At 60.4% G+C, this 20,192-nt stretch carries 18 protein-coding genes; 11 read left to right on the forward strand and 7 right to left on the reverse strand.

Features of this window, described 5'->3' with window-relative positions; genetic code table 11:
- Positions 1 to 3: 3 nt before the first annotated feature.
- The 4 genes from C2862_RS22090 to lspA are packed head-to-tail and all read left to right on the forward strand — an operon-like array spanning position 4 to position 6,468.
- Positions 4 to 1,236, forward strand: a complete 1,233-nt coding sequence (locus tag C2862_RS22090) for an efflux RND transporter periplasmic adaptor subunit (RefSeq protein ID WP_136222696.1) — start codon at positions 4 to 6, stop codon at positions 1,234 to 1,236.
- 36 nt (positions 1,237 to 1,272) lie between these two features.
- Entirely contained in the window at positions 1,273 to 4,458 is a 3,186-nt protein-coding gene (locus tag C2862_RS22095) for an efflux RND transporter permease subunit (protein WP_136222697.1), read from the forward strand.
- 44 nt (positions 4,459 to 4,502) lie between these two features.
- Entirely contained in the window at positions 4,503 to 5,939 is a 1,437-nt protein-coding gene (gene lpdA / locus C2862_RS22100; RefSeq protein ID WP_136222699.1) for a dihydrolipoyl dehydrogenase, read from the forward strand.
- A gap of 25 nt (positions 5,940 to 5,964) precedes the next feature.
- Positions 5,965 to 6,468: a signal peptidase II gene (gene lspA / locus C2862_RS22105; RefSeq protein ID WP_136222701.1), complete on the forward strand. Its 504-nt coding sequence runs from the start codon at positions 5,965 to 5,967 to the stop codon at positions 6,466 to 6,468.
- A gap of 65 nt (positions 6,469 to 6,533) precedes the next feature.
- On the opposite strand, the gene C2862_RS22110 is transcribed toward lspA, so the two are convergent.
- From C2862_RS22110 to cadR, 4 genes are all read right to left on the reverse strand, one after another.
- Positions 6,534 to 7,148: a cation transporter gene (locus tag C2862_RS22110; RefSeq protein WP_136222703.1), complete on the reverse strand. Its 615-nt coding sequence runs from the start codon at positions 7,146 to 7,148 to the stop codon at positions 6,534 to 6,536.
- A 117-nt stretch (positions 7,149 to 7,265) separates the two neighbouring features.
- Positions 7,266 to 7,619 carry a hypothetical protein gene (locus C2862_RS22115; protein ID WP_136222705.1) on the reverse strand — a complete coding sequence of 118 codons (354 nt, stop codon included), beginning with the start codon at positions 7,617 to 7,619 and terminating at the stop codon, positions 7,266 to 7,268.
- A 66-nt stretch (positions 7,620 to 7,685) separates the two neighbouring features.
- On the reverse strand, positions 7,686 to 9,614 hold the full coding sequence (locus C2862_RS22120) for a cytochrome c/FTR1 family iron permease (protein ID WP_136222707.1): 1,929 nt from the start codon (positions 9,612 to 9,614) through the stop codon (positions 7,686 to 7,688).
- A gap of 114 nt (positions 9,615 to 9,728) precedes the next feature.
- Positions 9,729 to 10,157, reverse strand: a complete 429-nt coding sequence (cadR, locus tag C2862_RS22125; RefSeq protein ID WP_136222709.1) for a Cd(II)/Pb(II)-responsive transcriptional regulator — start codon at positions 10,155 to 10,157, stop codon at positions 9,729 to 9,731.
- A gap of 94 nt (positions 10,158 to 10,251) precedes the next feature.
- Between cadR and C2862_RS22130 the strand changes: the two genes are divergently transcribed.
- On the forward strand, positions 10,252 to 12,687 hold the full coding sequence (locus C2862_RS22130) for a heavy metal translocating P-type ATPase (RefSeq protein WP_136222711.1): 2,436 nt from the start codon (positions 10,252 to 10,254) through the stop codon (positions 12,685 to 12,687).
- A gap of 64 nt (positions 12,688 to 12,751) precedes the next feature.
- On the opposite strand, the gene C2862_RS25830 is transcribed toward C2862_RS22130, so the two are convergent.
- The 3 genes from C2862_RS25830 to C2862_RS22145 are packed head-to-tail and all read right to left on the reverse strand — an operon-like array spanning position 12,752 to position 13,601.
- A complete protein-coding gene (locus C2862_RS25830; RefSeq protein WP_136222713.1) occupies positions 12,752 to 12,964 on the reverse strand; it encodes a GDCCVxC domain-containing (seleno)protein in 213 nt (70 codons plus the stop codon).
- 4 nt (positions 12,965 to 12,968) lie between these two features.
- Positions 12,969 to 13,244, reverse strand: coding sequence for a mercury resistance system periplasmic binding protein MerP (gene merP / locus C2862_RS22140; RefSeq protein WP_136222715.1), 276 nt, complete (start codon positions 13,242 to 13,244; stop codon positions 12,969 to 12,971).
- 12 nt (positions 13,245 to 13,256) lie between these two features.
- Positions 13,257 to 13,601 (reverse strand): mercuric transporter MerT family protein, encoded by a 345-nt coding sequence (locus tag C2862_RS22145; RefSeq protein WP_136222717.1) that lies wholly within the window; start codon positions 13,599 to 13,601, stop codon positions 13,257 to 13,259.
- 63 nt (positions 13,602 to 13,664) lie between these two features.
- On the opposite strand from C2862_RS22145, the gene merR reads away from it, so the two are divergent.
- From merR to C2862_RS22180, 6 genes are all read left to right on the forward strand, one after another.
- On the forward strand, positions 13,665 to 14,087 hold the full coding sequence (gene merR / locus C2862_RS22150) for an Hg(II)-responsive transcriptional regulator (protein WP_136222719.1): 423 nt from the start codon (positions 13,665 to 13,667) through the stop codon (positions 14,085 to 14,087).
- 650 nt (positions 14,088 to 14,737) lie between these two features.
- On the forward strand, positions 14,738 to 17,419 hold the full coding sequence (locus C2862_RS22160; RefSeq protein ID WP_136222721.1) for a heavy metal translocating P-type ATPase: 2,682 nt from the start codon (positions 14,738 to 14,740) through the stop codon (positions 17,417 to 17,419).
- Positions 17,416 to 18,135, forward strand: coding sequence for a ZIP family metal transporter (locus C2862_RS22165; RefSeq protein WP_136222723.1), 720 nt, complete (start codon positions 17,416 to 17,418; stop codon positions 18,133 to 18,135). Before C2862_RS22160 ends, C2862_RS22165 begins: the two co-directional genes overlap by 4 nt.
- A gap of 102 nt (positions 18,136 to 18,237) precedes the next feature.
- The gene (kdsA, locus tag C2862_RS22170; protein ID WP_136222724.1) at positions 18,238 to 19,080 is read left to right on the forward strand and encodes a 3-deoxy-8-phosphooctulonate synthase; all 843 of its coding nucleotides are present in this window, start codon (positions 18,238 to 18,240) and stop codon (positions 19,078 to 19,080) included.
- Positions 19,081 to 19,125: 45 nt separating this feature from the next.
- Positions 19,126 to 19,368, forward strand: a complete 243-nt coding sequence (locus tag C2862_RS22175) for a hypothetical protein (RefSeq protein ID WP_136222726.1) — start codon at positions 19,126 to 19,128, stop codon at positions 19,366 to 19,368.
- Between the two features lie 213 nt (positions 19,369 to 19,581).
- Positions 19,582 to 19,860, forward strand: a complete 279-nt coding sequence (locus C2862_RS22180; RefSeq protein ID WP_136222728.1) for a hypothetical protein — start codon at positions 19,582 to 19,584, stop codon at positions 19,858 to 19,860.
- Positions 19,861 to 20,192 lie beyond the last annotated feature (332 nt).

Raw genomic sequence — 20,192 nt, forward strand, 5'->3', positions numbered from 1 at the left:
CCCATGCAAGCGGTATTCCGATCGGGCCTGTGTGCCGCGATGATCCTCTTGAGCGCATGCTCGCCCAAGTCAGAGACGGCCAATTCTAAAGAAGCTGCCGAACACGGCGAGCAAACCTCGAATGCCAAAGGTAAACAGGCCGAAAAGGCCGAGAAAGGCGAATCCAAAGGCGAGGCCGGGGAGCATCGCGAAGCTTCGGAGAAGGAAGGCAAGGAAGACTTTGTCACGCTTTCAGACCAGCAAATCAAAGCTGCGGGAATCGAGGTCATGCCGGTTCGGCAAGCATTCGCCGGAGCGGTCGAGGCGCCGGCAGTCATCGCGGTGGACCCGAAACATGCTGCCGTCGTTTCGAGCGCTGTAGGCGGCCGGGTAGTCGAGATCCGGCGCAACCTTGGCGACCCGGTCGCTCGTGGCGACGTGCTTGCCGTCCTCGAAAGCCGTGACATCGCCCAGCTCAGGGCCGACATTGAAATCGCCAGGCGGCAGTACGAACTGTCGCAGGCCACCTTCGCACGCGAAGAACGCCTGTTTGGCGAAAAAGTCACCTCGCGCCAGGAATTCGAAATTGCGCGCAATGCCGCGCAAGAAGCGAGCACCCGTCTTCGTTTGGCCGAGCAACAACTGGCCGCCGCCGGGGCAACAGGCGGAGGACAGCTCAATCGGCTGATGCTACGCTCGCCGATCAAGGGCAATGTCACGGCACGGCAGATCGCCCTGGGCGACGTCGTCGCTCCGGACGCACACCTTTTCGAGGTTGCGGACCTTGACGAACTGGCCGTCGAGCTTTCGTTATCGCCAAACGACGCAGCGCGCGTCGTCGTTGGTACGGCGGTTGATGTGTCGACCGACGGCCGAACCGGTGCCGGCCGCATCACCCATGTGTCGCGTGTCCTCGATCCCGCTACCCGCCAGGTACGAGCCATTGCACGGCTGGCGAATGGACAGGGAAGCTGGCGCGTCGGCGAAACGGTCAGGGCCTCGATCGCGCTCGAGGGCGGTGCCGGCGGCCCCCAGCTCGCCATTCCACGGACGGCTGTGCAGACTGTGGAGGACAAGCCCAGCGTATTCGTGCGGGAGAAAGAAGGGTTCGCGATCAAGCAGGTCGTCCTCGGCGGCAATGCGGCCGGTTACGTCAAGGTGATGTCGGGCCTCGCAGGTAACGAACAGATTGCGGTCAGCAATACCTATGTGCTGAAGGCGGAACATGGCAAAGGGGAGGCAGGAGACGATGACTGATTTCCTCATTCAATGCCTGCTGGAGGACACCCACGCATGATCGCTCGCATTGTCAATTTCTCTGTTGCGCTGCGCTGGCACGTCCTCATCGCAACGATCCTACTGTCGATCCTCGGGGCATTGGCGCTGACCCGTCTGCCCATCGACGCAGTCCCCGACATCACCAATACCCAGGTACAGATTAATGTTGTCGCACCTGCGCTCGCGCCCGCTGACGTCGAGCGACAGGTCACCTATCCTATCGAAACCGCGTTCGCCGGCATCCCGGGCCTGGAATCGACCCGCTCGCTGACCAGGCACGGCTTTGCGCAGGTAACGACAGTCTTCAAGGATGGCACGGATATCTATTTTGCGCGCCAGCAGGTGGCTGAACGGCTGCGCGCAGTCGAGCGTTCGCTGCCGCCAGGCGCTACCGCAAGCCTCGGGCCGATTGCGACCGGTCTCGGCGACGTCTATATGTGGACGGTGGAATTCGCATCTAAACCAACTCCTAAGACTGGTCCGGCGGCTGGGCTTCAGGCCGATGGCAGCTATGTCACCCCCGAAGGCGAAGTGCTGCGTAGTGCTGCAGAAAAAGCCACTTACTTACGCACGGTGCAGGACTGGGTCGTTGCGCCACAGCTCAAGAACACTGAAGGACTGGCGGGCGTCGACGTCATCGGGGGGTACGTCAAGCAGTACGTGGTTACGCCGGACCCGCAGCGTCTCGCGGCTCTGGGAATCAGCTTGACAATGCTGGGCGAGGCGCTCGAACGCAATAATACGAGTGCCGGCGCCGGTGTCGTCGTTCAGAACGGGGAAGCACTCACTGTCAAGGCCGACGCACGCATCACGTCGGCCGAGGAATTGGCGAAGACCGTCATTACCACCCGTAGCGGCACGCCAGTGCTTGTCTCCCACGTCGCTACCGTCGGCCTGGGACAGGAAGTACGCTTCGGATCTGCATCCGAAGGCGGGCAGGAGGTCGTCGTGGGTACCGCCGTGATGCGTATCGGCGAAAATAGCCGAACGGTTGCCGCAGCGGTCGATGTTCGCCTGAAAGAAATCGCACGCTCCTTGCCACCAGACCTGCTGATCCGACCGGTGCTCGACCGCACCCGGCTGGTGGATGCCACCATCAAGACCGTGGCAACCAACCTCACCGAAGGTGCGCTCCTGGTAATTGCCGTCCTGTTCGCGCTCCTCGGAAACCTGCGCGCAGCACTGATCGCCGCTGCGGTCATCCCGGTCACCATGCTTCTGACCTCGGCTGGCATGCTCGAGGCAGGGCTCTCGGCGAACCTGATGAGCCTGGGCGCGCTCGACTTCGGCCTCATCGTCGATGGCGCGGTGATCATCGTGGAAAATGCATTGCGTCGCATTGCGGAACGCCAGCATGCTACCGGGAGGATATTGACCAAGGCGGAGCGTCTCGATACCGTTGCTGCTGCCGCCCGCGAGATGATCCGGCCGAGCGTCTATGGCCAGGCGATCATCATTCTCGTCTACGTGCCGCTGTTGACGTTCCAGGGCGTCGAAGGCCGTATGTTCGCACCGATGGCGGTAACGGTAATCCTTGCATTGGTCTTCGCTTTCGTCCTCTCGCTCACCTTCGTGCCTGCCGCGATTGCGCTCTGGCTGTCGCGCCATGTCGATGAAAAGGAAAACAGGCTGGTGAAGGCCGTGTCGTCGTCGTACGCGCCGTGGCTGGACCGTGCGCTCGCAAGGCCTAAGCTGACAGGCGTGCTAGCGACCGTTGGTTTCGCGGGCGCCATCGGCCTGTTCACGACGCTCGGCCAGGAGTTTCTCCCGACGCTCGATGAGAAGGATGTGTTGTTGCAGGTGGCCCGCATTCCCGGTACGTCCCTGGACCAGAGCCAGGCCATGCAGTTTGCAGTTGAGAAGGCTGTCGGGAACTTACCCGAGGTGAAGCTCGTGTTTTCGAGAACCGGTACAGCTGAACTGGCCGCCGACCCGATGCCGCCGAACATCACGGACACCTTTGTCATCGTCAAGGATCGCTCGGAGTGGCCTGAACCCGGGATGAGCAAGGCTGAGCTCGTCGAAAAGATCGAGAAAGCGGTCGCAAGCATCCCAGGTCAGAACTATGAGCTGACCCAGCCCATCCAGATGCGCTTCAACGAGCTCTTGGCCGGCGTGCGGGGCGACATCGCTGTGAAGGTTTATGGCGACGATTTCGACACAATGCTTCGCACCGCAGAGCAGGTCGCGGCGAAGCTGCGTGCCGTCAAAGGCGCTGAAGATGTAAGGGTAGAGCAAGTGCAAGGGCTTCCGCTACTCGATGTGCGTCTTGATCGCGACGCCATGGCCCGGGTCGGGCTGACCGCCCAGGATGTGCATGACACGCTCGCTACAGCCGTGGCGGGCCGCGAGGCCGGCTCGATTTACGAAGGGGACAGGCGCTTTGACGTCGTCGTAAAACTGGACGAAAAGACCCGGAACGACGTACAAGCCTTGCGCCTGCTGCCTGTGCTGACGCCGGGAGGCAGTTTCGTACCCCTCGGATCGGTGGCGACGCTGGAGACGTCCAAGGGGCCGAACCAGATCAGCCGGGAAAACGGCAAGCGCCGTGTGGTCGTCCAGGCAAACGTGCGCGGTCGTGATATCGCAGGCGTGGTCAGCGACGCGCGGGCCGTCATTAACGCGGACGTCCGGGTGCCGGCGGGTGTATGGCTCGCCTGGGGAGGGCAGTTCGAAAACCTCGAGCGCGCGCGAATGCGCCTGGCGGTCGTGGTACCGGCCTGTTTCGCACTCATCGTCGTGTTGCTGTACTCGGCCGTCGGCTCCTGGCGCGCCGCAGCGGTGGTCTTCACCGGCGTTCCCCTGGCCCTGATCGGCGGCATCGCGGCGCTATGGCTGCGCGGCTTGCCGTTCTCCATTTCGGCCGCCGTCGGATTCATCGCGCTGTCCGGCGTCGCGGTCCTCAACGGACTGGTGATGGTTGGTTCTATCGACGACCTGGCAAAGCAGCTGCCGTGGGCGCAAGCAGTGCGTGAAGGCGCGCTGAGGCGCCTGCGGCCGGTGTTGATGACTGCCCTGGTTGCGTCGCTTGGATTCGTCCCGATGGCACTGGCGACAGGTGCCGGCGCGGAGGTACAGCGGCCGCTGGCAACGGTGGTCATCGGTGGCCTTATCACAGCCACAATTCTGACGCTGTTCGTGCTGCCGACGCTATATCAACGCTTTGCCCGCCCGGCAGAGAGCATGGCGGAAGGAATTTGAGCCGGTAGAGCGAAGGCATTTACTCGCACAATTGAAGGGTGTACATGGAAAAGCAATATGACGTAGTGATCATTGGAGCTGGTTCGGGCGGCTACATCGCCGCAATCCGGGCCGGGCAACTCGGACTGTCAGTGGCATGCATCGAATCGAATCCTTATGCCGCCGCTGATGGTCAGCCGCGTCCTGGCGGAACCTGCCTGAACGTGGGATGCATTCCCTCGAAAGCATTGCTCGCGTCGAGCCACCTGTACGAGCAGGTCGTGCACCATACTGCCGAGCATGGAATCACCACTGGCGATGCGGCGATTGACGTCAACAAGATGATCGATCGGAAGGATGGGGTGGTCACGAAGATGGCGAAGGGCATTGAATACTTGTTCAAGAAGAACAAGGTCGACTTCATCAAGGGACACGGACGCTTCGTTGGCGTGCAGGACGGGGTGTACGGCATGGAAGTGTCGTCCAACGGCTCTGTGCAACGGATTCGGGCCCGCAACGTCATCATCGCCACAGGATCGAAACCGCGGCAACTGCCGGGCGCCACGATCGACAATGCGACTATTTGCGACAACGCAGGAGCACTTGAGTTTCGTGAGGTGCCGCGGCGCTTGTGCGTCATCGGCGCTGGTGTGATCGGGCTTGAATTGGGGTCGGTCTGGCGACGACTGGGTGCGGATGTAACCCTATTGGATGCGATGCCCGACTTTCTGCCAGCCTGCGATAGCAGTGTGTCGAAGGAAATGCTCAAGCTGATGTCAGGTCAAGGGCTGAAGTTCGATCTTGGCGTGGCCATTGACCATATTGCGCTTACGACCGAAGGGGCAACAATCTCGTATCGCGACAGTGCCGGCGCCTCCCGGGAGCTCGTCAGCGATAAGGTGATCGTGGCGATCGGACGGGTACCAAGTACGGAGGGTCTGGGAATCGAAGCCATCGGCCTGCAGCTTGACCAGCGAGGCTATGTTCCTGTCGATGAGCACTGTCGGACTGCGCTGCCGAACCTGTATGCCATTGGTGATGTCGTCCGCGGGCCAATGCTTGCGCATAAGGCTGAAGAGGAAGGAATCATGGTGGCCGAGATCGTCGCCGGGCAAGCCGGTCATGTGAACTACAACGCCATTCCCTTCATCATTTACACGAGTCCGGAAGCAGCATGGGTTGGCAAGACGGAGCAGGAGCTGAAGCGCGACGGACGGGCTTTCAAGTCGGGACAGTTCCCCTTCTCGGCCAATGGCCGGGCACTGGGCCACGGGGACGCGCAGGGGTTCGTCAAGGTGCTGGCCGACGCCCAGTCTGACCTCGTGCTAGGCGTACATATCGTCAGCTCGCTGGCGTCGGAAATGATCGGCGAAGCGACGATGGCACTTGAATTTTCGGCATCGTCAGAAGACATTGCCCGCATCTGTCATGCGCATCCAACACTCTATGAAGCAATCAGGGAAGCGGCGCTCGCTGTCGACAAGCGTGCGCTCAACATCTGATCGCCGACTGTTCAGGACTCATATCATGGCCCGACCTATTTCTTCGACAGCTGCCATATCCGGCGCAGCCTTATTCGCCGCCGCTGATTTGGCGACCAAGGCCCTCATTGCGGCGCGGCTGCCCTATGACCAACAGGTTGAATTGCTCCCAACGCTGAACATTGTTCATGTGGTCAATCATGGAGCGGCATTCGGATTTATGGCTACGGCGGGCGGGTGGCAGCGCTACCTGTTTATCGCCATAGCGCTGTTCGCAACGGGGCTCATCATCCAAATGATCAGGAAGCCTACGACATCTGCAATCGAGCGGCCGGGCCTGGCCATGATACTCGGCGGTGCGGTTGGCAACCTGATCGACCGTGCAGCGCGCATGGGAGTTGTTGACTGGATCGACGTGCATGCAGGAGTGCATCACTGGCCGGCGTTCAATATTGCCGATATCGGCATCAGCGTCGGCGCAGCAGTGATCGTTTTCTACGTGCTTTTTGGCCCCCGCGCAGCGGAGGCGGTGCCTGAACGAACGCCATAACAACGGCTTCAGCGGCGCGGGCCAATCAGTCGGAGTGCTGCGAAAGCATTTCCCGGGTGCCGAAATTATTGCTGAGATTCTTTCGCCTCGGACAGAATCTCGTACCCCCCTTTCGCTGCAATTCCCGATACGACGGTTCCAAGAATCAGGTCGGGAAGGTTCGAATTCATCCACATCACTAGTGCACCAGACAAGACGATTGCACCGTTCACGATCGAGTCGTTATTGGTAAAGATGGCAGACGCTTTGAAATTGATGTCCTGGCCGCGATGCTGCTTTAGAAGACGGATGCAGTAAATATTGAGAAGCGCATTCGCGGCAGCCATCGCCATCATGGCCGGTCCCAGCGGGGATTCGCCGCCAAAAAAGCGACGAACGACCTCCACCAGCAGCAGGCATGCGAAGCCGATCAGGAGGCAACCGGACAGCTGGGCGGCACGCTTTTTGATTGTCGCCGACCTGCCGACGGCGTACAGACTCACGGCATAAACTGCGGCGTCCCCTAAATTGTCCAGGCCAGCTCCGATCACTGCGGTCGACGATGCCCAAGTGCCACCGATGATCCCTGCGAGGCACTGCCCGAGGTTAATCAACAGGACCTTCCACAGAATGCCGCGATCGCTTTCCTGGCTCGCATCCAGGCTTGGTTCGTCGTCTATGGCGTTGTCGCTTTCCGGCATACGCGCTCCAGTAATATCAGTTGGGATAAGGATTTCACGCCGGCTGTCAAGGTCGACGCAGCTACAATTGCGGCGCCTGCAAGCTTGGCCGCAGCGTTCGTCGATGAAGACGCTGGGTCAGTGTGAATGCTTCAATATCTGGACAACCTCTGGCACTGCCCCATCTTTGCACGACGGCGGAGAAAACTCGACCTTATCGTGGAGATGGAGCTTGATCGCCTCAGGGACCATGGCGCTTACATATCTGTATGACCGAAGGTGAGGAGTCGTAATTTCGACATACTGATGACTAGCAAGCTGCTCATCGCTGAGATTCTTTAGACATCCAGAGTGATTAGCCTGTAATTTCGCGGGCGTGTAGAGCTCGGTTACCCAGCCGGTTTTGCTGTTCGGACCAATTCTTGGATCGGCACAGCCAGCCAGGGCAGCCAGCGCGGCAAGCCCGACGATAAACATTTTTTTGGTAACCATAATTGCTCCTTTTCTTCCGTAAGCATCTTTCGAAATCCAGGTTCACAAGCCTGATCCTAGCGATCGCTATTTGCGGGCTCTGACCAGATTGAATCCAAAGCCGAGTCCAGCTGCCAGCAGCAACACCAGCTGCGCCCCATAGGTCTGCATCGTCGGATAAAGCCCGATCACAGGCACGCGCGGTCCGGTGGTCGGTGTAGCCTTCAGCCAGCCCGCTTCCTGCAGCCCGGCGATTCCTTTTCCGACCAAAACGACGGCCAAGGCGGCCACGAGTATCGAACTGAACGAGAAGAATTTACCGATCGGCATGCGGGCACTGGTGCGCAGGAAGACGGCAGCGATTATCGCCAGCAGGACAAGCCCTGTAATGAATCCACCTAACAGTGCGGGACCGTTACCGTCGGCCGCAAGTGCGGAATAGAACAGGACGGTTTCGAAGACCTCCCGGTAGACCGCAATGAATGCCAGGGCGAACAAGGCCCACGCCGAACGTTTTTCCATCGCTGCCGTGAGATGCTGCTTCAGGTAAGCCTGCCACTGCCCAGCCTGGCCTTTCTGGTGCATCCACAGGCCGACCGATAGCAGCACCGCCGCAGCGAAAAGCGATGATAAGCCTTCGGTGACTTCGCGGCTCGCACCGCTGATGCTGACCACGTAGGTGGCGACCAGCCACGTCAGTGCGCCGGCCGCCAGTGCGGAAGTCCAGCCGGCATGCACATAACGCAGCGCCTGGGGCCGTTCGGCCTTGCGCAGGAAGGCAACCATCGCGATCACGATCAACAGGGCTTCGACGCCTTCGCGCAGGAGGATAGTCAAGGCGCCCACGAATGCCGTGGTGGCGTCGGTCCGGTCCGCGCCAGTGACCGCCTCGACACGTACGAAATACGCGTCCAGTTGCTGGGCGTACCCGGACGCCCGCTCGACGTCGCCCTGTGCGACCGCGCCCCGGTACAGTTGCATGGTCCGTTCCACGTCGACCAGCAGCTGGCGGTCGGTAGCGTCGAGGGTTGCTTCGAGCGGCTCGAAGCCGTCCAGGTATGCCGACAAGGCGAGCTTCGTGGCGTTGGCGCCCTGGCCGTTCTTCAATGCATCTAAGCTGTCCTGCAGCAGCTTGCGCGCCAGGGCAATGCCCGTGCGTTCCTGCTGCTCCCTGATGATTTCCGGGTGGGCGCGCGCATACGCCATAGCCGCGCGCGCGGTCGCCGGGGGCAATCGTTTCGCCAGCTCGTCTTCAGTGGTAGTCACAAGTGCATTAATGTCGGGCAGTGCCGAATACAAGGTTTTATCCCGTTCAAAAGCAGCCTTGCCGGCTTCGATATCCGATTCAGCGAAGGACAGTCGTCCGACATGAAACGCCAGCGACCAGCGGTCGTGCTCGGACAGGCTGGTAAAGGCGGGCATCGACGTCCCGTGGACACCCTGGCTGATCACCTGGTACAGGGCCATGAGTGAACGAGAGCGGGCCCGCTCCTGATCGGTGAACGCGATCGGCTTGGGTTCGAGCCGGCTTGCAATCGGGCCATCACCCGCGCCGCCAACCCCGTGGCATGCAGCGCATTGCGCCTGGTAGAGGGTGGCGCCACGGGACAAGTCTGGCATGCTGCGCGGCGCAACAGGGAACGGGTACGCCTGAAGAAGTAGCCGTTTCGCCTCACGCGCGAGTTCGCCGACACGTTGCGGTGTGTCCTTTTGTTCGACCGCCTGCTTCAGGCGTGTGGCGGCCGTGCTCAACTCCGCCTGCAAAGGATGCGCCGGCAGTGCCGACACCTGGCTTTGCGCGCGCACGGTAAACTCCTTCATTTCTCCGTACTCGACCGCGCTGACGACCGATCCGTGCTGGACCGCGCCCCCGTAGTCAACGGCAACATAATCGAGCAACTGCCACAGCTGCCGGGCTTCCATTTCCGAGGATTTGGTATCTGCGTGCGCCGCGCCGATCGTGCAGCTGAAGAAAAATGCGAGGGAAATAAGCCAACGCCAGACCGAGAAATTCATAGGGAGGCACTTCTATTCGTATTGGTGAGCCTCGCATTTAACACCATGTAGCTGCTTCAGGGTCAAGTCTTTCCGCTACATTTTTCGGCTTGGTGCTCATCGCGGAGGCCGAAGTCAGCCCGTGGAGGCGGCAGGTGGAAAAGAGGCGCATGGATCAGCTCCCAGCGCCTGCAGGATTTTGCAGGTGCTCGTACTGTCGGTGGCGAGGCATTGACTCCTGAGGTCTTTGAGCTGTGCTTCCAGTGCTGACAATGCAGCAATGCGTTCGACGACATGCCCGATATGTTTATCGAGCAAGGCATTAACGCCGATGCAGTCCCGTTCCGGATGGTCGCGAAAATCCAGCAGCAACCGGATCTCGTCAAGTGTCATGTCCAAGGCACGGCAGTGCCGAATGAACAGCAGACGTTCAGCGTGACTCTCGGTATAGGCGCGATAGTTGTTCGACAAGCGCTCTGGCGGAGGAAGCAAGCCGCTATGCTCGTAATAGCGGATAGTTTCGACCGGGCAGGCTGAGCGCCTGGCAAGTTCGCCAATTTTCATGAAGGAGGTTCCGATATGTTAGTTTAGTGCTTGACCCTGTATCTGCTTCAGGGTGTTCAATACGGGACTATACACAGTTTCACAAGGAGTCGACATGTCGGAATGCCAGACCAAATCTTGTTGCGCGCTGCCGGAGCCAGCCGCATCGGTAAATGACTTGCCTTCAGCCCATGCCGGCTCGCTGGTCATTCGCATCGACCAAATGGATTGCCCGACAGAAGAGGGCCTACTGCGCCAAGCGCTGGGGCGCCTGCCGGGGGTCGGAGAACTTTCGTTCAATCTTGTCCAGCGCAGGCTACAGGTCGCGCACAGTCTCGCCGACCCGGAGGCCATTTTGGCAGCGGTACGTGCGGTCGGCATGGATCCCGTGGTCGAAAGCGCCTCTGGCACCAGCGCGGCGCTTCCTGGCACCGTGTTCCGGATCGAGAACATGGATTGTCCCACGGAGGAATCGCTCATCCGTGGCAAGCTCTCGACCATGCCCCAGATCGAAGGGCTCGACTTCAACCTGGTCCAGCGTCGCCTGAGCGTCAGGCACACTGGGCCAGTGGCACTTATCCAGGATGCGCTCGCCTCGATCGGTATGCAGGCTGTGCTCATCACTGCTGGGCAGGAAGGCGCCACCGCCGCGGCGCCCGCTTCGCGGAAGCGGCAGCAGGCGATGCTCGCGTTTGGACTGGCTGCGGCGGTAGGTGCGGAGATCATCGCGTGGACGACGGGCGATGAGAACTGGTGGCCAGTCATCCTGCTGTCGGTACTTGCGATCGCGATGACGGGCTTGGGCGTCTACAAGAAAGGCTGGATCGCACTCAAAAACCGCAATCTCAATATCAATGCCCTGATGTCGATCGCCGTCACCGGCGCCGTGCTGATTGGCCAGTGGCCCGAGGCGGCGATGGTCATGGTCCTGTTCGCTGTGGCCGAAGTGATCGAGGCGCGTTCGCTGGACCGGGCAAGGAACGCGATCCAGGGCCTGATGGGATTGACGCCCGACCGGATCAGCATTCGCCAGGCGGATGGCGGCTGGGTCGAGCAGGAAGCCGCCGGCGTCGCGGTCGGCGCGCTGGCGCGCGTCGCACCGGGCGAGCGGATTGCCCTCGACGGAGAGGTCATGTCAGGGCAATCGTCGGTCAATCAGGCGCCGATCACGGGCGAGAGCATGCCCGTACCCAAGACCGTCGGGGACAAGGTATTCGCCGGCACGATCAACGAGACCGGATCCTTCGAGTACCGTGTCACCGCCGGGCACAACAACTCGACGCTGTCGCGCATCATCCGGGCGGTCGAGGAGGCGCAGGGCAGCCGTGCGCCTACCCAGCGCTTCGTCGACCGCTTTTCCAGCATCTATACGCCGGCCGTGTTCGCCATCGCACTGGCGGTCGCCCTTGTTCCGCCGCTGTTACTCGGCGCCGAATGGATGCCGTGGATCTACAAGGCGCTCGTACTGCTCGTGATCGCCTGCCCCTGCGCGCTGGTGATCTCGACCCCGGTCACGGTTGTTAGCGGCCTGGCCGCGGCGGCGCGCGCCGGCATACTTATCAAGGGCGGTGTTTACCTGGAGCAGGGCGGCAAACTGCGCTCCTTGGCACTGGACAAGACAGGCACGATCACGCAGGGCAAACCAGAGGTGACGGACATCCTACCCCTGCAAGGCGACGCGCATGCCCACCTGCAGCTCGCGGCAGCACTCGCCGACCGCTCCGACCATCCGGTATCGACTGCGGTCAGCCGCCACTGGCAAGCGGCAGACCTCAAGCTCGCGCTGGCCCCGGTGAGCGAATTCGAGGCACTGACCGGACGCGGCACCAAAGGGCAGATCGGCGGCAAGTGGTACTACCTCGGCAACCACCGGCTGGTGGAGGAACTTGGCATCTGCAACGAGGAGACGGAAGCAGTCCTGTCCAGGCTGGAAGGCGAGGGCAAAACGGCAGTCGTCCTGTGTGACGACACGGCCCCGCTGCTGGTCATTGGCGTGGCCGATACGATCCGTGAAAGCAGCCGCGAAGCGATCGCCCAGCTGCATCAGCTGGGTATCCGGACCATCATGTTGACCGGCGACAATGCAGTGACCGCCGCTGCGATCGCACGGCAGGTCGGCATCGACGATGCGCGGGGCAATCTCCTGCCCGAGGAGAAGCTCGCCGCCGTCAATGACGAAATCGCCCACTTCGGCACCGTCGGCATGGTCGGCGACGGCATCAACGATGCACCCGCCCTGGCGAAGGCCGATATTGGATTTGCAATGGGTGCAGCGGGCACCGATACCGCCATTGAAACAGCAGATGTCGCGCTGATGGACGACGACCTGCGCAAAGTTGCACAGTTCGTCCGCTTGAGCAGGCAGGCGGCCGCCATCCTCAAGCAAAACATCGTCGCTGCCCTGCTGATCAAGGCAGTGTTCCTGGTCCTGGCCATCGCCGGCTCGGCCACCTTATGGATGGCCGTGTTCGCAGACATGGGAGCGAGCCTGCTCGTGGTCTTCAACGGGTTGCGGCTGCTTAAGGCGGGAGATGCCCGCAACCGGGGCTAGCATTCCAGGGCAGGTCTGGAGCGAGTCCACAGCGCGCATTTCAACCTGCCCAAGCTTTTGCCTCTTAGCCGCAGCAAGGACGCTCAATCTGAATGGGAGGGCATTTCACCGTGCCATATGAGCAAAAGACACAACAGTCGCCAGGCTTCGGCCGCAACACGGCGGTGCAAGTTTCGCATTGATAGAAAAACTGGCATGCGTCAGTGGGCATGGTTTCTTGCTTGCTCCCTTCGCAGTGCGGGCAAGTCAGGACCGATTCAAGTATTGCGCCAGTCATCGCGTCACTTCCTGACAGTCGACGGAAAGCCTGCATCCGTCGTTGCTTTGGTTAACACCCACGCATTGGCTTTGTCGGTATCCATGTGCACGGTGGCCGTCTTGTGCTCGAAATCGACTTTCACGTCACTCACACCGGGAACTTGCTCGAGCGCCTTCTTGACGGTGATCGGGCACGTGGCACAGGTCATGTTCTGCACGTTTAACGTGAGCTTTTCTGGCGTGCCGGCGAAGGCCGACCCAGCCAGCAGGAGAGCAGCAATCAATGTAGAACCACGCATCAGGTAATCCTTTCAATAAAAGATTGGGGCGTACAGAGGCATTGTCAGCAATAGCATTACAGGAACAGCGACGAGCCAGAACATGATGCGCTGATTCCTGATGACACGGCCGGTGGCACAGTCTTCATCAGGAGCGCAAGCGCGTCGACGCAAGTACAAATTGTAGAAAGCAGCGCCCAGAAACAGCACTGTCAGCGCGGTGAAATAAGGGCTATAAGGTTCGAAGGCGATCAAGCGAGACGCCCAGCCGCCGCCGACACCCAGCAACAGGAGGAAGAGCGGACCGGCGCAACATGCCGAGGCGCCAAGCGCCGCCAACACTCCTGCGACGAGCGATCCCTTTGTTCCCAATGCCATGCCTGCTCCAATTCTGTTGTCCGAAACAGGATAAACTCCGTACACAACTACGGAGTCAAGTGCATGCCTGAGAAAATGACGATCAGCCGCCTGGCCGGTGCCGCGGGCGTGAATGTGGAGACGGTCCGGTTCTATCAGCGAAGTGGCTTGATTGAGGAGCCGGCGCGGCCGTGTAGTGGCTACCGTACCTACGGGGCAGAGGACGTACGCCGGATTCGATTCATCAAGCGGGCACAGCTTCTTGGCTTTACGCTCGATGAAGTTGCGAACTTGCTCAAGCTGGAGGGGGCACAGACCTGTGTCGAAACGCGCGGCCTGGCGGTCAAAAAGCTTGCCATGGTAGAGGAAAAATTGAGCGATCTACTTGCGATGAAAACAGCGCTCGCTTCAATGGTGGCTCGCTGCGACAGCGAGCATTCCGGCGCACGCTGTCCGATAATCCAGGCACTGATCGATGACGCATCTGTCCTGCATTTTCAGCAATGATCGGACACTGGCACGCCCTTTATTCCATCGCTGAATCGACGTAGCGCGGTTTGCTATTTGGGCGGCGAGTAGTTTTCTCGTACGTGAGCTCGTTCGACCAGTTCAATCAGGATATGGATGAACTTGATATGCAGTTCCTGCACCGGGTTCGCATACCGTCCTGCGCTCATAGGTAAACCTCTCCGAGACCGGTTTGCTGCTCCGAGACTCTGTGATCCCACAGTTTCTTCTCGCGCTTGCACGTCGCGCGCGCCAGGCCAAGGCGCTTGCCTGCGGCGAGCGCGGTGCTGCGCAACTCGGCAAAGCAATGTCGATGCTCACCACCGAGATGCCACGACGATTTCGGCGCCCCGCACTTGCTGCATTGTCATCTCGACCAGGCCTGGGGCTTAGTCGGCATTCCTTCCACTTTGCCCGGTGTCTTGACGGCCGTTTCCTCAGCGTCTTCCGACTCTCCCAGTCCAGCAGGAGCGTCCTTCTTCCGGAAGCCGAAGGCGAGCCCAAGGACAACCGATGGGAGCAGTGCCTGGTACCTGCGTACCATAACGGTCGACCGGGTTGTCGCTTTTCAATTCCGCCTCGGTGCGTTGGCATACGGACGATATCCAGTATCGGCATTATTCTGGAATTTCCCAGGAACGAGAGGTCATATGGAACAATCGGAACGAGTGCGGCTTGAATTGCCGTTGATCCTGCCCGAAGTGGATGATGCGCACGATCCTTGCATCGACCGGCTCATCGGCCTGCTGACAGGCCGTCCGGGAGTGGAACGTGTTCATATAAAGAAACAAGAGGGATCGCCGCCCCTGCTGTGCCTGCACTATGACCCGTCCCTCATCACAGTGGCGCGGCTGCGTGAACTAGTCAGTGCTGTCGGTGCGCAGCTTACCGAAAAGTTCGCCCACTACGTCGGCTGCGCGCCTGCGCCGCTCCACTCGCGCAGCGCGCGGCTCTTTTCGCAGCGTTTGCGGCAGGTCCCAGGCGTGCTGGAGGCCGAGGTATCTGCCTCCGGCAGGATTCGTATCGAATACGAGCGCGCCACCGTGGCGCGAACGCGGCTGGAAGAGCTGGTCGGCGCCCTTGGTACGGAACTGACCGACACGGGCGCGGAAATGGAACACGATCACGATCACGGCCGCGGATCCAAAAGCGGGGTCGAGCATATAGGCGATCGAGAGCACGATCACGGTCACGCCGGTCACGACCACGCGCATGGGCAAAAGGGTGCGCATGCGGGGCACAAACATGCGCACGATGACAAGGGCGGTCACGCAGGACACACGCATGCGCATGGCGGCGTGTTCGGCGAACATACCGAACTCATTTTTGCCCTCATCGCCGGCGTCTGCGTGCTAGCTGGCTGGCTGCTCGATCGCGCCGATGCCGGTCCGGACTGGCTGCCGCAGGCTTTGTATGTTGGCGCCTACTTCTTTGGAGGCTACTTTACCGTCAAGGAAGCGCTCGAGAACCTGCTCGCGCGTCGCTTCGAAATCGATACGCTGATGCTGGTCGCCGCCGCCGGCGCGGCCGCATTGGGAAACTGGGCGGAAGGTGGGTTATTGCTGTTCCTCTTCAGCCTCGGCCACTCGCTGGAACATTTTGCAATGGGGCGCGCGCGGCAAGCAATCGAAGCGCTGGCCAAGCTGGCTCCAGAAACGGCAGTGCGCAAGCGCGGCGAAGCGTTGGAAGAGGTTCCGGTGGCTTCCCTCGTGCCAGGCGACATCGTGCTGGTCAAGCCGAATGAACGCTTGCCCGCCGACGGCGTGGTCGTCAAAGGCACATCCAGCGTCAACCAGGCGCCGGTGACAGGCGAGAGCATCCCGGTCGACAAGTCGCCGGTCCAGGATGGCGCTGGCGCGATTACCGCGTTCGACCGGGTCGATGCAGCCAACCGCGTATTCGCCGGCACCATCAACGGCGCCGGCGCGATGGAAGTGATGGTGGCACGCCTTGCTTCGCAGTCGACGATGGCCCGCGTTGTGCAGATGGTGGCGGAAGCCGAGGCGCAGCGTTCGCCTACCCAGCAGTTCACCGACAAGTTCGAACGTGTGTTCGTCCCGGTCATCCTTGTGCTTGTGGCACTGCTCATGCTCGCCTTCCTGGTGATCGACGAGGCGTTCTCGGCCAGCTTCTACCGCGCGATGGCGGTGCTGGTAGCCGCGAGCCCATGTGCACTGGCGATCTCGGTACCCAGTGCCGTGCTGTCGGGCGTGGCACGGGCCGGGCGCAGCGGCGTGCTGGTAAAAGGGGGCGGCCCGCTGGAAAACCTCGGCAGCCTCAATTCGATTGCCTTCGACAAGACCGGCACCTTGACCGAAGGGCGGCCGAAGCTGACGGACGTAATCGTAGCGAGCGGTGTAACCGAGGACGAATTGCTGGCCTTGGTCGTGGCGGTCGAGTCGCACAGCGACCACCCGCTGGCATCGGCGCTCGTCAAGGGCGGGCGTGACCGGCTCAAATCCGACACTGTTGCGGCCCGTGCCGACGATGTGCGTGGCCTCACCGGCCGCGGTGTCCAGGCAACGGTCGATGGCGAGACTGTCTATATTGCGAAGCCGGTACTGTTCAGCGAGTTGGACGGCATGCTACTGCCACCCGAATTAGCCGCTGCCAACGAGAAGCTAGTGCAGTCGGGGCGCACCACGATGATCGTCAGGAAGGGCTCGCGCTTCCTGGGGGTCATCGGCGTCATGGACACGCCGCGTGCGGCGGCGCCTGGCGTGATGGCGCAGTTGCGGGAGCTTGGCATCGAACGCCTGGTGATGATCTCGGGCGACAATCAGCAGGTGGCGGATGCCGTCGCCCGCACGGTGGGACTGACCGAAGCCCGGGGCGACCTGATGCCGGAACAGAAAGTCGAGGCAATCAAGGCTTTGCGCGAGCGCCACGGCAAGGTCGCAATGGTCGGCGACGGCGTCAACGATGCGCCGGCGATGGCGAACGCGACCGTCGGCATTGCCATGGGCGCGGCCGGCTCCGACGTCGCACTCGAGGCCGCCGATGTTGCTTTGATGAGCGACGATCTCAGTCAGCTTCCGTTCGCGGTCGGCCTGTCGCGTCGCACCAGGCGCGTGATCAAGCAGAATTTGTGGGTAAGCCTGGGCGTGGTCGCCGTCCTGATTCCGGCGACGATCTTCGGCCTGAATATCGGCACTGCCGTCCTGTTCCATGAAGGCTCTACTATTCTGGTGGTGATTAATGCCTTACGCCTGCTCGCCTACCCGGACGTGGTGAGTCAAACCGTCGACACAACCGTAGCGGCAGGTTTGGACGAGAGCCCAGTTCAATCCAAGGATCTCCGTCACACCGGTTCGAAGGAGGCATCATTGTGACAGCCACCTTGTCGAAAGTGATGATGTATGCGGCGCTCCCTGCCGTCGCCACCCTGGCCGGCGCCATGCTCGCGCTCATCAAGCAACCCGGCGCCGGCTTGCGCAGCGCGGTTCAACATTTTGCCGCGGGTACGGTCTTCAGCGTCCTGGCTGTCGAGTTGTTGCCGGACCTGATGCATCGGCGCCTCCCTTGGCCCACCTTGATCGGATTCTCGTTTGGCGTTGCCTTCATGCTTGGGTTGAAATGGTGGAGCGAGAGAGGCGGGGGCGACGAGGAGGGGCGCGATCCGCGCGCGCTGCTCACCGCGCTGGGCGTCGACGTTGTCCTCGACGGCGCATTGATCGGGCTGTCGTTCGCGGCGGGCGAGAAGCAAGGCCTGCTGTTGACGATTGGCCTGGTGCTGGAGACGTTCTTTCTCGGCGCCTCATGCGCCACTTCATTGCGTACTGCCGGCCAGACATCGATCAGGATAGGCGTTACTGCCGGGATCCTCGGTATCGGGCTGCTGGCAGGGGCCGGGGCCGGCGCAGCCATACTCAACAGCGTGACCCCGGTGTTTATCGACGCTTTACTGGCGTTCGGCGTGGCCGCATTGCTTTATTTGGTCACCGAGGAGTTATTGGTGGAAGCTCACGAAGGCAAGGAAACACCGGGCCAGACGGCAATGTTCTTCCTCGGGTTCATCCTGCTCTTTATGATCGATATGTTTATATGAGCTAAAGGCGAGAGCCAAATAAAGCAATTGTCCTGCCGCGCGGTGCCTTCGAATCGCCGGCGTGAGCATCTGTGAAGTGTTGTCGCATCAAGGAAAAAAACGATGATCAAAATTGCTGAGAGTGTGAAGATTGGAAACGATGCTCCGTTAGTGGTGTTTGGGGGGATTAATGTACTCGAATCCCTGGAATTAGCGCTCCGTACCTGCGAAGAATTCGTCCGGGTGACCGACAAGTTGGGTATTCCCTACGTGTTCAAGGCCAGCTTCGACAAAGCGAACCGATCGTCGATACATTCGTTCCGTGGCCCTGGACTCGAGGCCGGTATGCGTATGTTGGAGAAAGTCAAAACGACTTTTGGCGTCCCGCTTCTCACGGATATTCACGAACCGGCGCAGGCTGCCGTCGTCGCAGAAACCGTCGACGTGCTGCAGTTGCCTGCGTTTCTAGCGAGGCAGACCGACATCGTTATTGCGCTGGCAAAAACGGGGCGGGTTATCAATATCAAGAAGCCTCAGTTTCTCAGTCCAGCCCAGACGGCCCATATTGTCGAAAAATTCAAGGAGGCTGGCAACGATCAGGTCATGTTGTGCGACCGCGGCACCTGCTTCGGATACGACAACCTCGTCGTTGACATGCTGGGTTTCGGCGTCATGAAGAAGGCCTGCCCCGGCATACCACTTGTTTTCGACGTAACCCATGCACTGCAGCAGCGTGACCCGATGAGTTCGACTTCTGGGGGGAGGCGTGGGCAAATCGTGGAGTTAGCCCGTGCTGGTGTCGCTGTGAGCTTGGGCGGGATTTTCCTGGAAGCCCACCCGGATCCGGATTCGGCAAAATGCGACGGGCCTAGCGCCTTGCCCCTCGACGTCCTCGAAGCATTTCTTTTGCAACTGAAGGCGATGGACGACCTGATAAAGTCTCTGCAACCAATTGAAATCGCGTAGATCGATAGTGGGACTTTCATTTGAGTCGAATTTTTGGAGAATTTGATGGCAACAAAAAAACGTGCGCAAGTCCCCGCTCCGTCGCCAGACGATCCCAAGCGTCCTGAGAGCGAAACCGACGTCGAGACGACGCGCGGAATGAACGTCGATGCCGATGTTGAGCGCGTCGATAGCGATGCATCTCCCGTGATCGACAGCGTCGAAGATTCCGAGGACTCGGCGAACCGCGTCGATATCGAAAGCGGGGGCGAAACGGATGCGGGCGATGTTGAGCAGGGGCCGGCGTGATCGGAAGGGTGTGCAGGTCCTTGCCGGATCAAAAACGTCACTGACTGCGCGGACAGGGGCCGCGGCGGGCATCTCGAACCGGCGACGAAGACCAGTACCATCGCCTTCTGCCCGTCGCGAAGGTAAGATCGGGCGACGACTCAGCTGCAATGTAGTGAACGCCCTGCCTTCAATTCGGAATAAAATCGAGCAAACTGTTCATTGGCGCGCAAGATGATTCGCCTGTATTTGCTATATTTCTTTACCTTCTTCGCAGAGATGGTCGGAGGAGTCATCCCCATTTTCTGGCTGCATCACCGCGTTGCAACAATCTTCCTCCTTCCTGCGGCCATCGCCGGATCGATATTCTTTTACCTGCTCCACCGGCATCAAGCACCCCGCCAAAAGATATATACCGTTTACGCGGCTTTCTATCTAGCGGCAGTCATGTTGTACTTTCTCTTCGGCGAACAAATTTCACACCCCCGGATTTTTACCGGTCGTGATGCCTAGGATATGCGGCTGCCGCGCTGGTTCCACCCTGCTAAATACGCCTGAACCCGGCCGGTTCGCAGACCGGTTTTTAGGTAGCAGACCGCCTGAACGGAGCGTTGCAGCTCTGATACCCGAAAAGCGGCAGGTCGAGGATTCGCAACAGTAAGGTCTACGAAGAGGCAACTTGCAATTCCGCGCGTAATTATTACGTGTAGGTCTACCCTTGTGAATGCGTGAGAATCATTTCTTTTTTTGAACCCGCTAAGGAGGACCATATGCAAACTACAACGAGTCACGAGAACAACCTGCAGGCCTGTATCGAGGCATGTGAAGAAGCCATCCATGCCGCC

The sequence above is a fragment of the Massilia sp. Mn16-1_5 genome (assembly GCF_004798585.1).
Taxonomy (GTDB): Bacteria; Pseudomonadota; Gammaproteobacteria; order Burkholderiales; family Burkholderiaceae_D; genus Telluria.

Coding starts and splice junctions, on each gene's coding strand:
- C2862_RS22095 (WP_136222697.1), top strand. CDS start 1,273: ATGATCGCTCGCATTGTCAATTTCTCTGTTGCGCTGCGCTGGCACGTC.
- C2862_RS22145 (WP_136222717.1), bottom strand. CDS start 13,601: ATGGCATTGGGAACAAAGGGATCGCTCGTCGCAGGAGTGTTGGCGGCG.
- kdsA (WP_136222724.1), top strand. CDS start 18,238: ATGATCAAAATTGCTGAGAGTGTGAAGATTGGAAACGATGCTCCGTTA.
- C2862_RS22130 (WP_136222711.1), top strand. CDS start 10,252: ATGTCGGAATGCCAGACCAAATCTTGTTGCGCGCTGCCGGAGCCAGCC.
- C2862_RS25830 (WP_136222713.1), bottom strand. CDS start 12,964: ATGACTGGCGCAATACTTGAATCGGTCCTGACTTGCCCGCACTGCGAA.
- C2862_RS22110 (WP_136222703.1), bottom strand. CDS start 7,148: ATGCCGGAAAGCGACAACGCCATAGACGACGAACCAAGCCTGGATGCG.
- lspA (WP_136222701.1), top strand. CDS start 5,965: ATGGCCCGACCTATTTCTTCGACAGCTGCCATATCCGGCGCAGCCTTA.
- merR (WP_136222719.1), top strand. CDS start 13,665: ATGCCTGAGAAAATGACGATCAGCCGCCTGGCCGGTGCCGCGGGCGTG.
- C2862_RS22160 (WP_136222721.1), top strand. CDS start 14,738: ATGGAACAATCGGAACGAGTGCGGCTTGAATTGCCGTTGATCCTGCCC.
- C2862_RS22175 (WP_136222726.1), top strand. CDS start 19,126: ATGGCAACAAAAAAACGTGCGCAAGTCCCCGCTCCGTCGCCAGACGAT.
- merP (WP_136222715.1), bottom strand. CDS start 13,244: ATGCGTGGTTCTACATTGATTGCTGCTCTCCTGCTGGCTGGGTCGGCC.
- C2862_RS22090 (WP_136222696.1), top strand. CDS start 4: ATGCAAGCGGTATTCCGATCGGGCCTGTGTGCCGCGATGATCCTCTTG.
- C2862_RS22180 (WP_136222728.1), top strand. CDS start 19,582: ATGATTCGCCTGTATTTGCTATATTTCTTTACCTTCTTCGCAGAGATG.
- C2862_RS22120 (WP_136222707.1), bottom strand. CDS start 9,614: ATGAATTTCTCGGTCTGGCGTTGGCTTATTTCCCTCGCATTTTTCTTC.
- C2862_RS22115 (WP_136222705.1), bottom strand. CDS start 7,619: ATGGTTACCAAAAAAATGTTTATCGTCGGGCTTGCCGCGCTGGCTGCC.
- lpdA (WP_136222699.1), top strand. CDS start 4,503: ATGGAAAAGCAATATGACGTAGTGATCATTGGAGCTGGTTCGGGCGGC.
- cadR (WP_136222709.1), bottom strand. CDS start 10,157: ATGAAAATTGGCGAACTTGCCAGGCGCTCAGCCTGCCCGGTCGAAACT.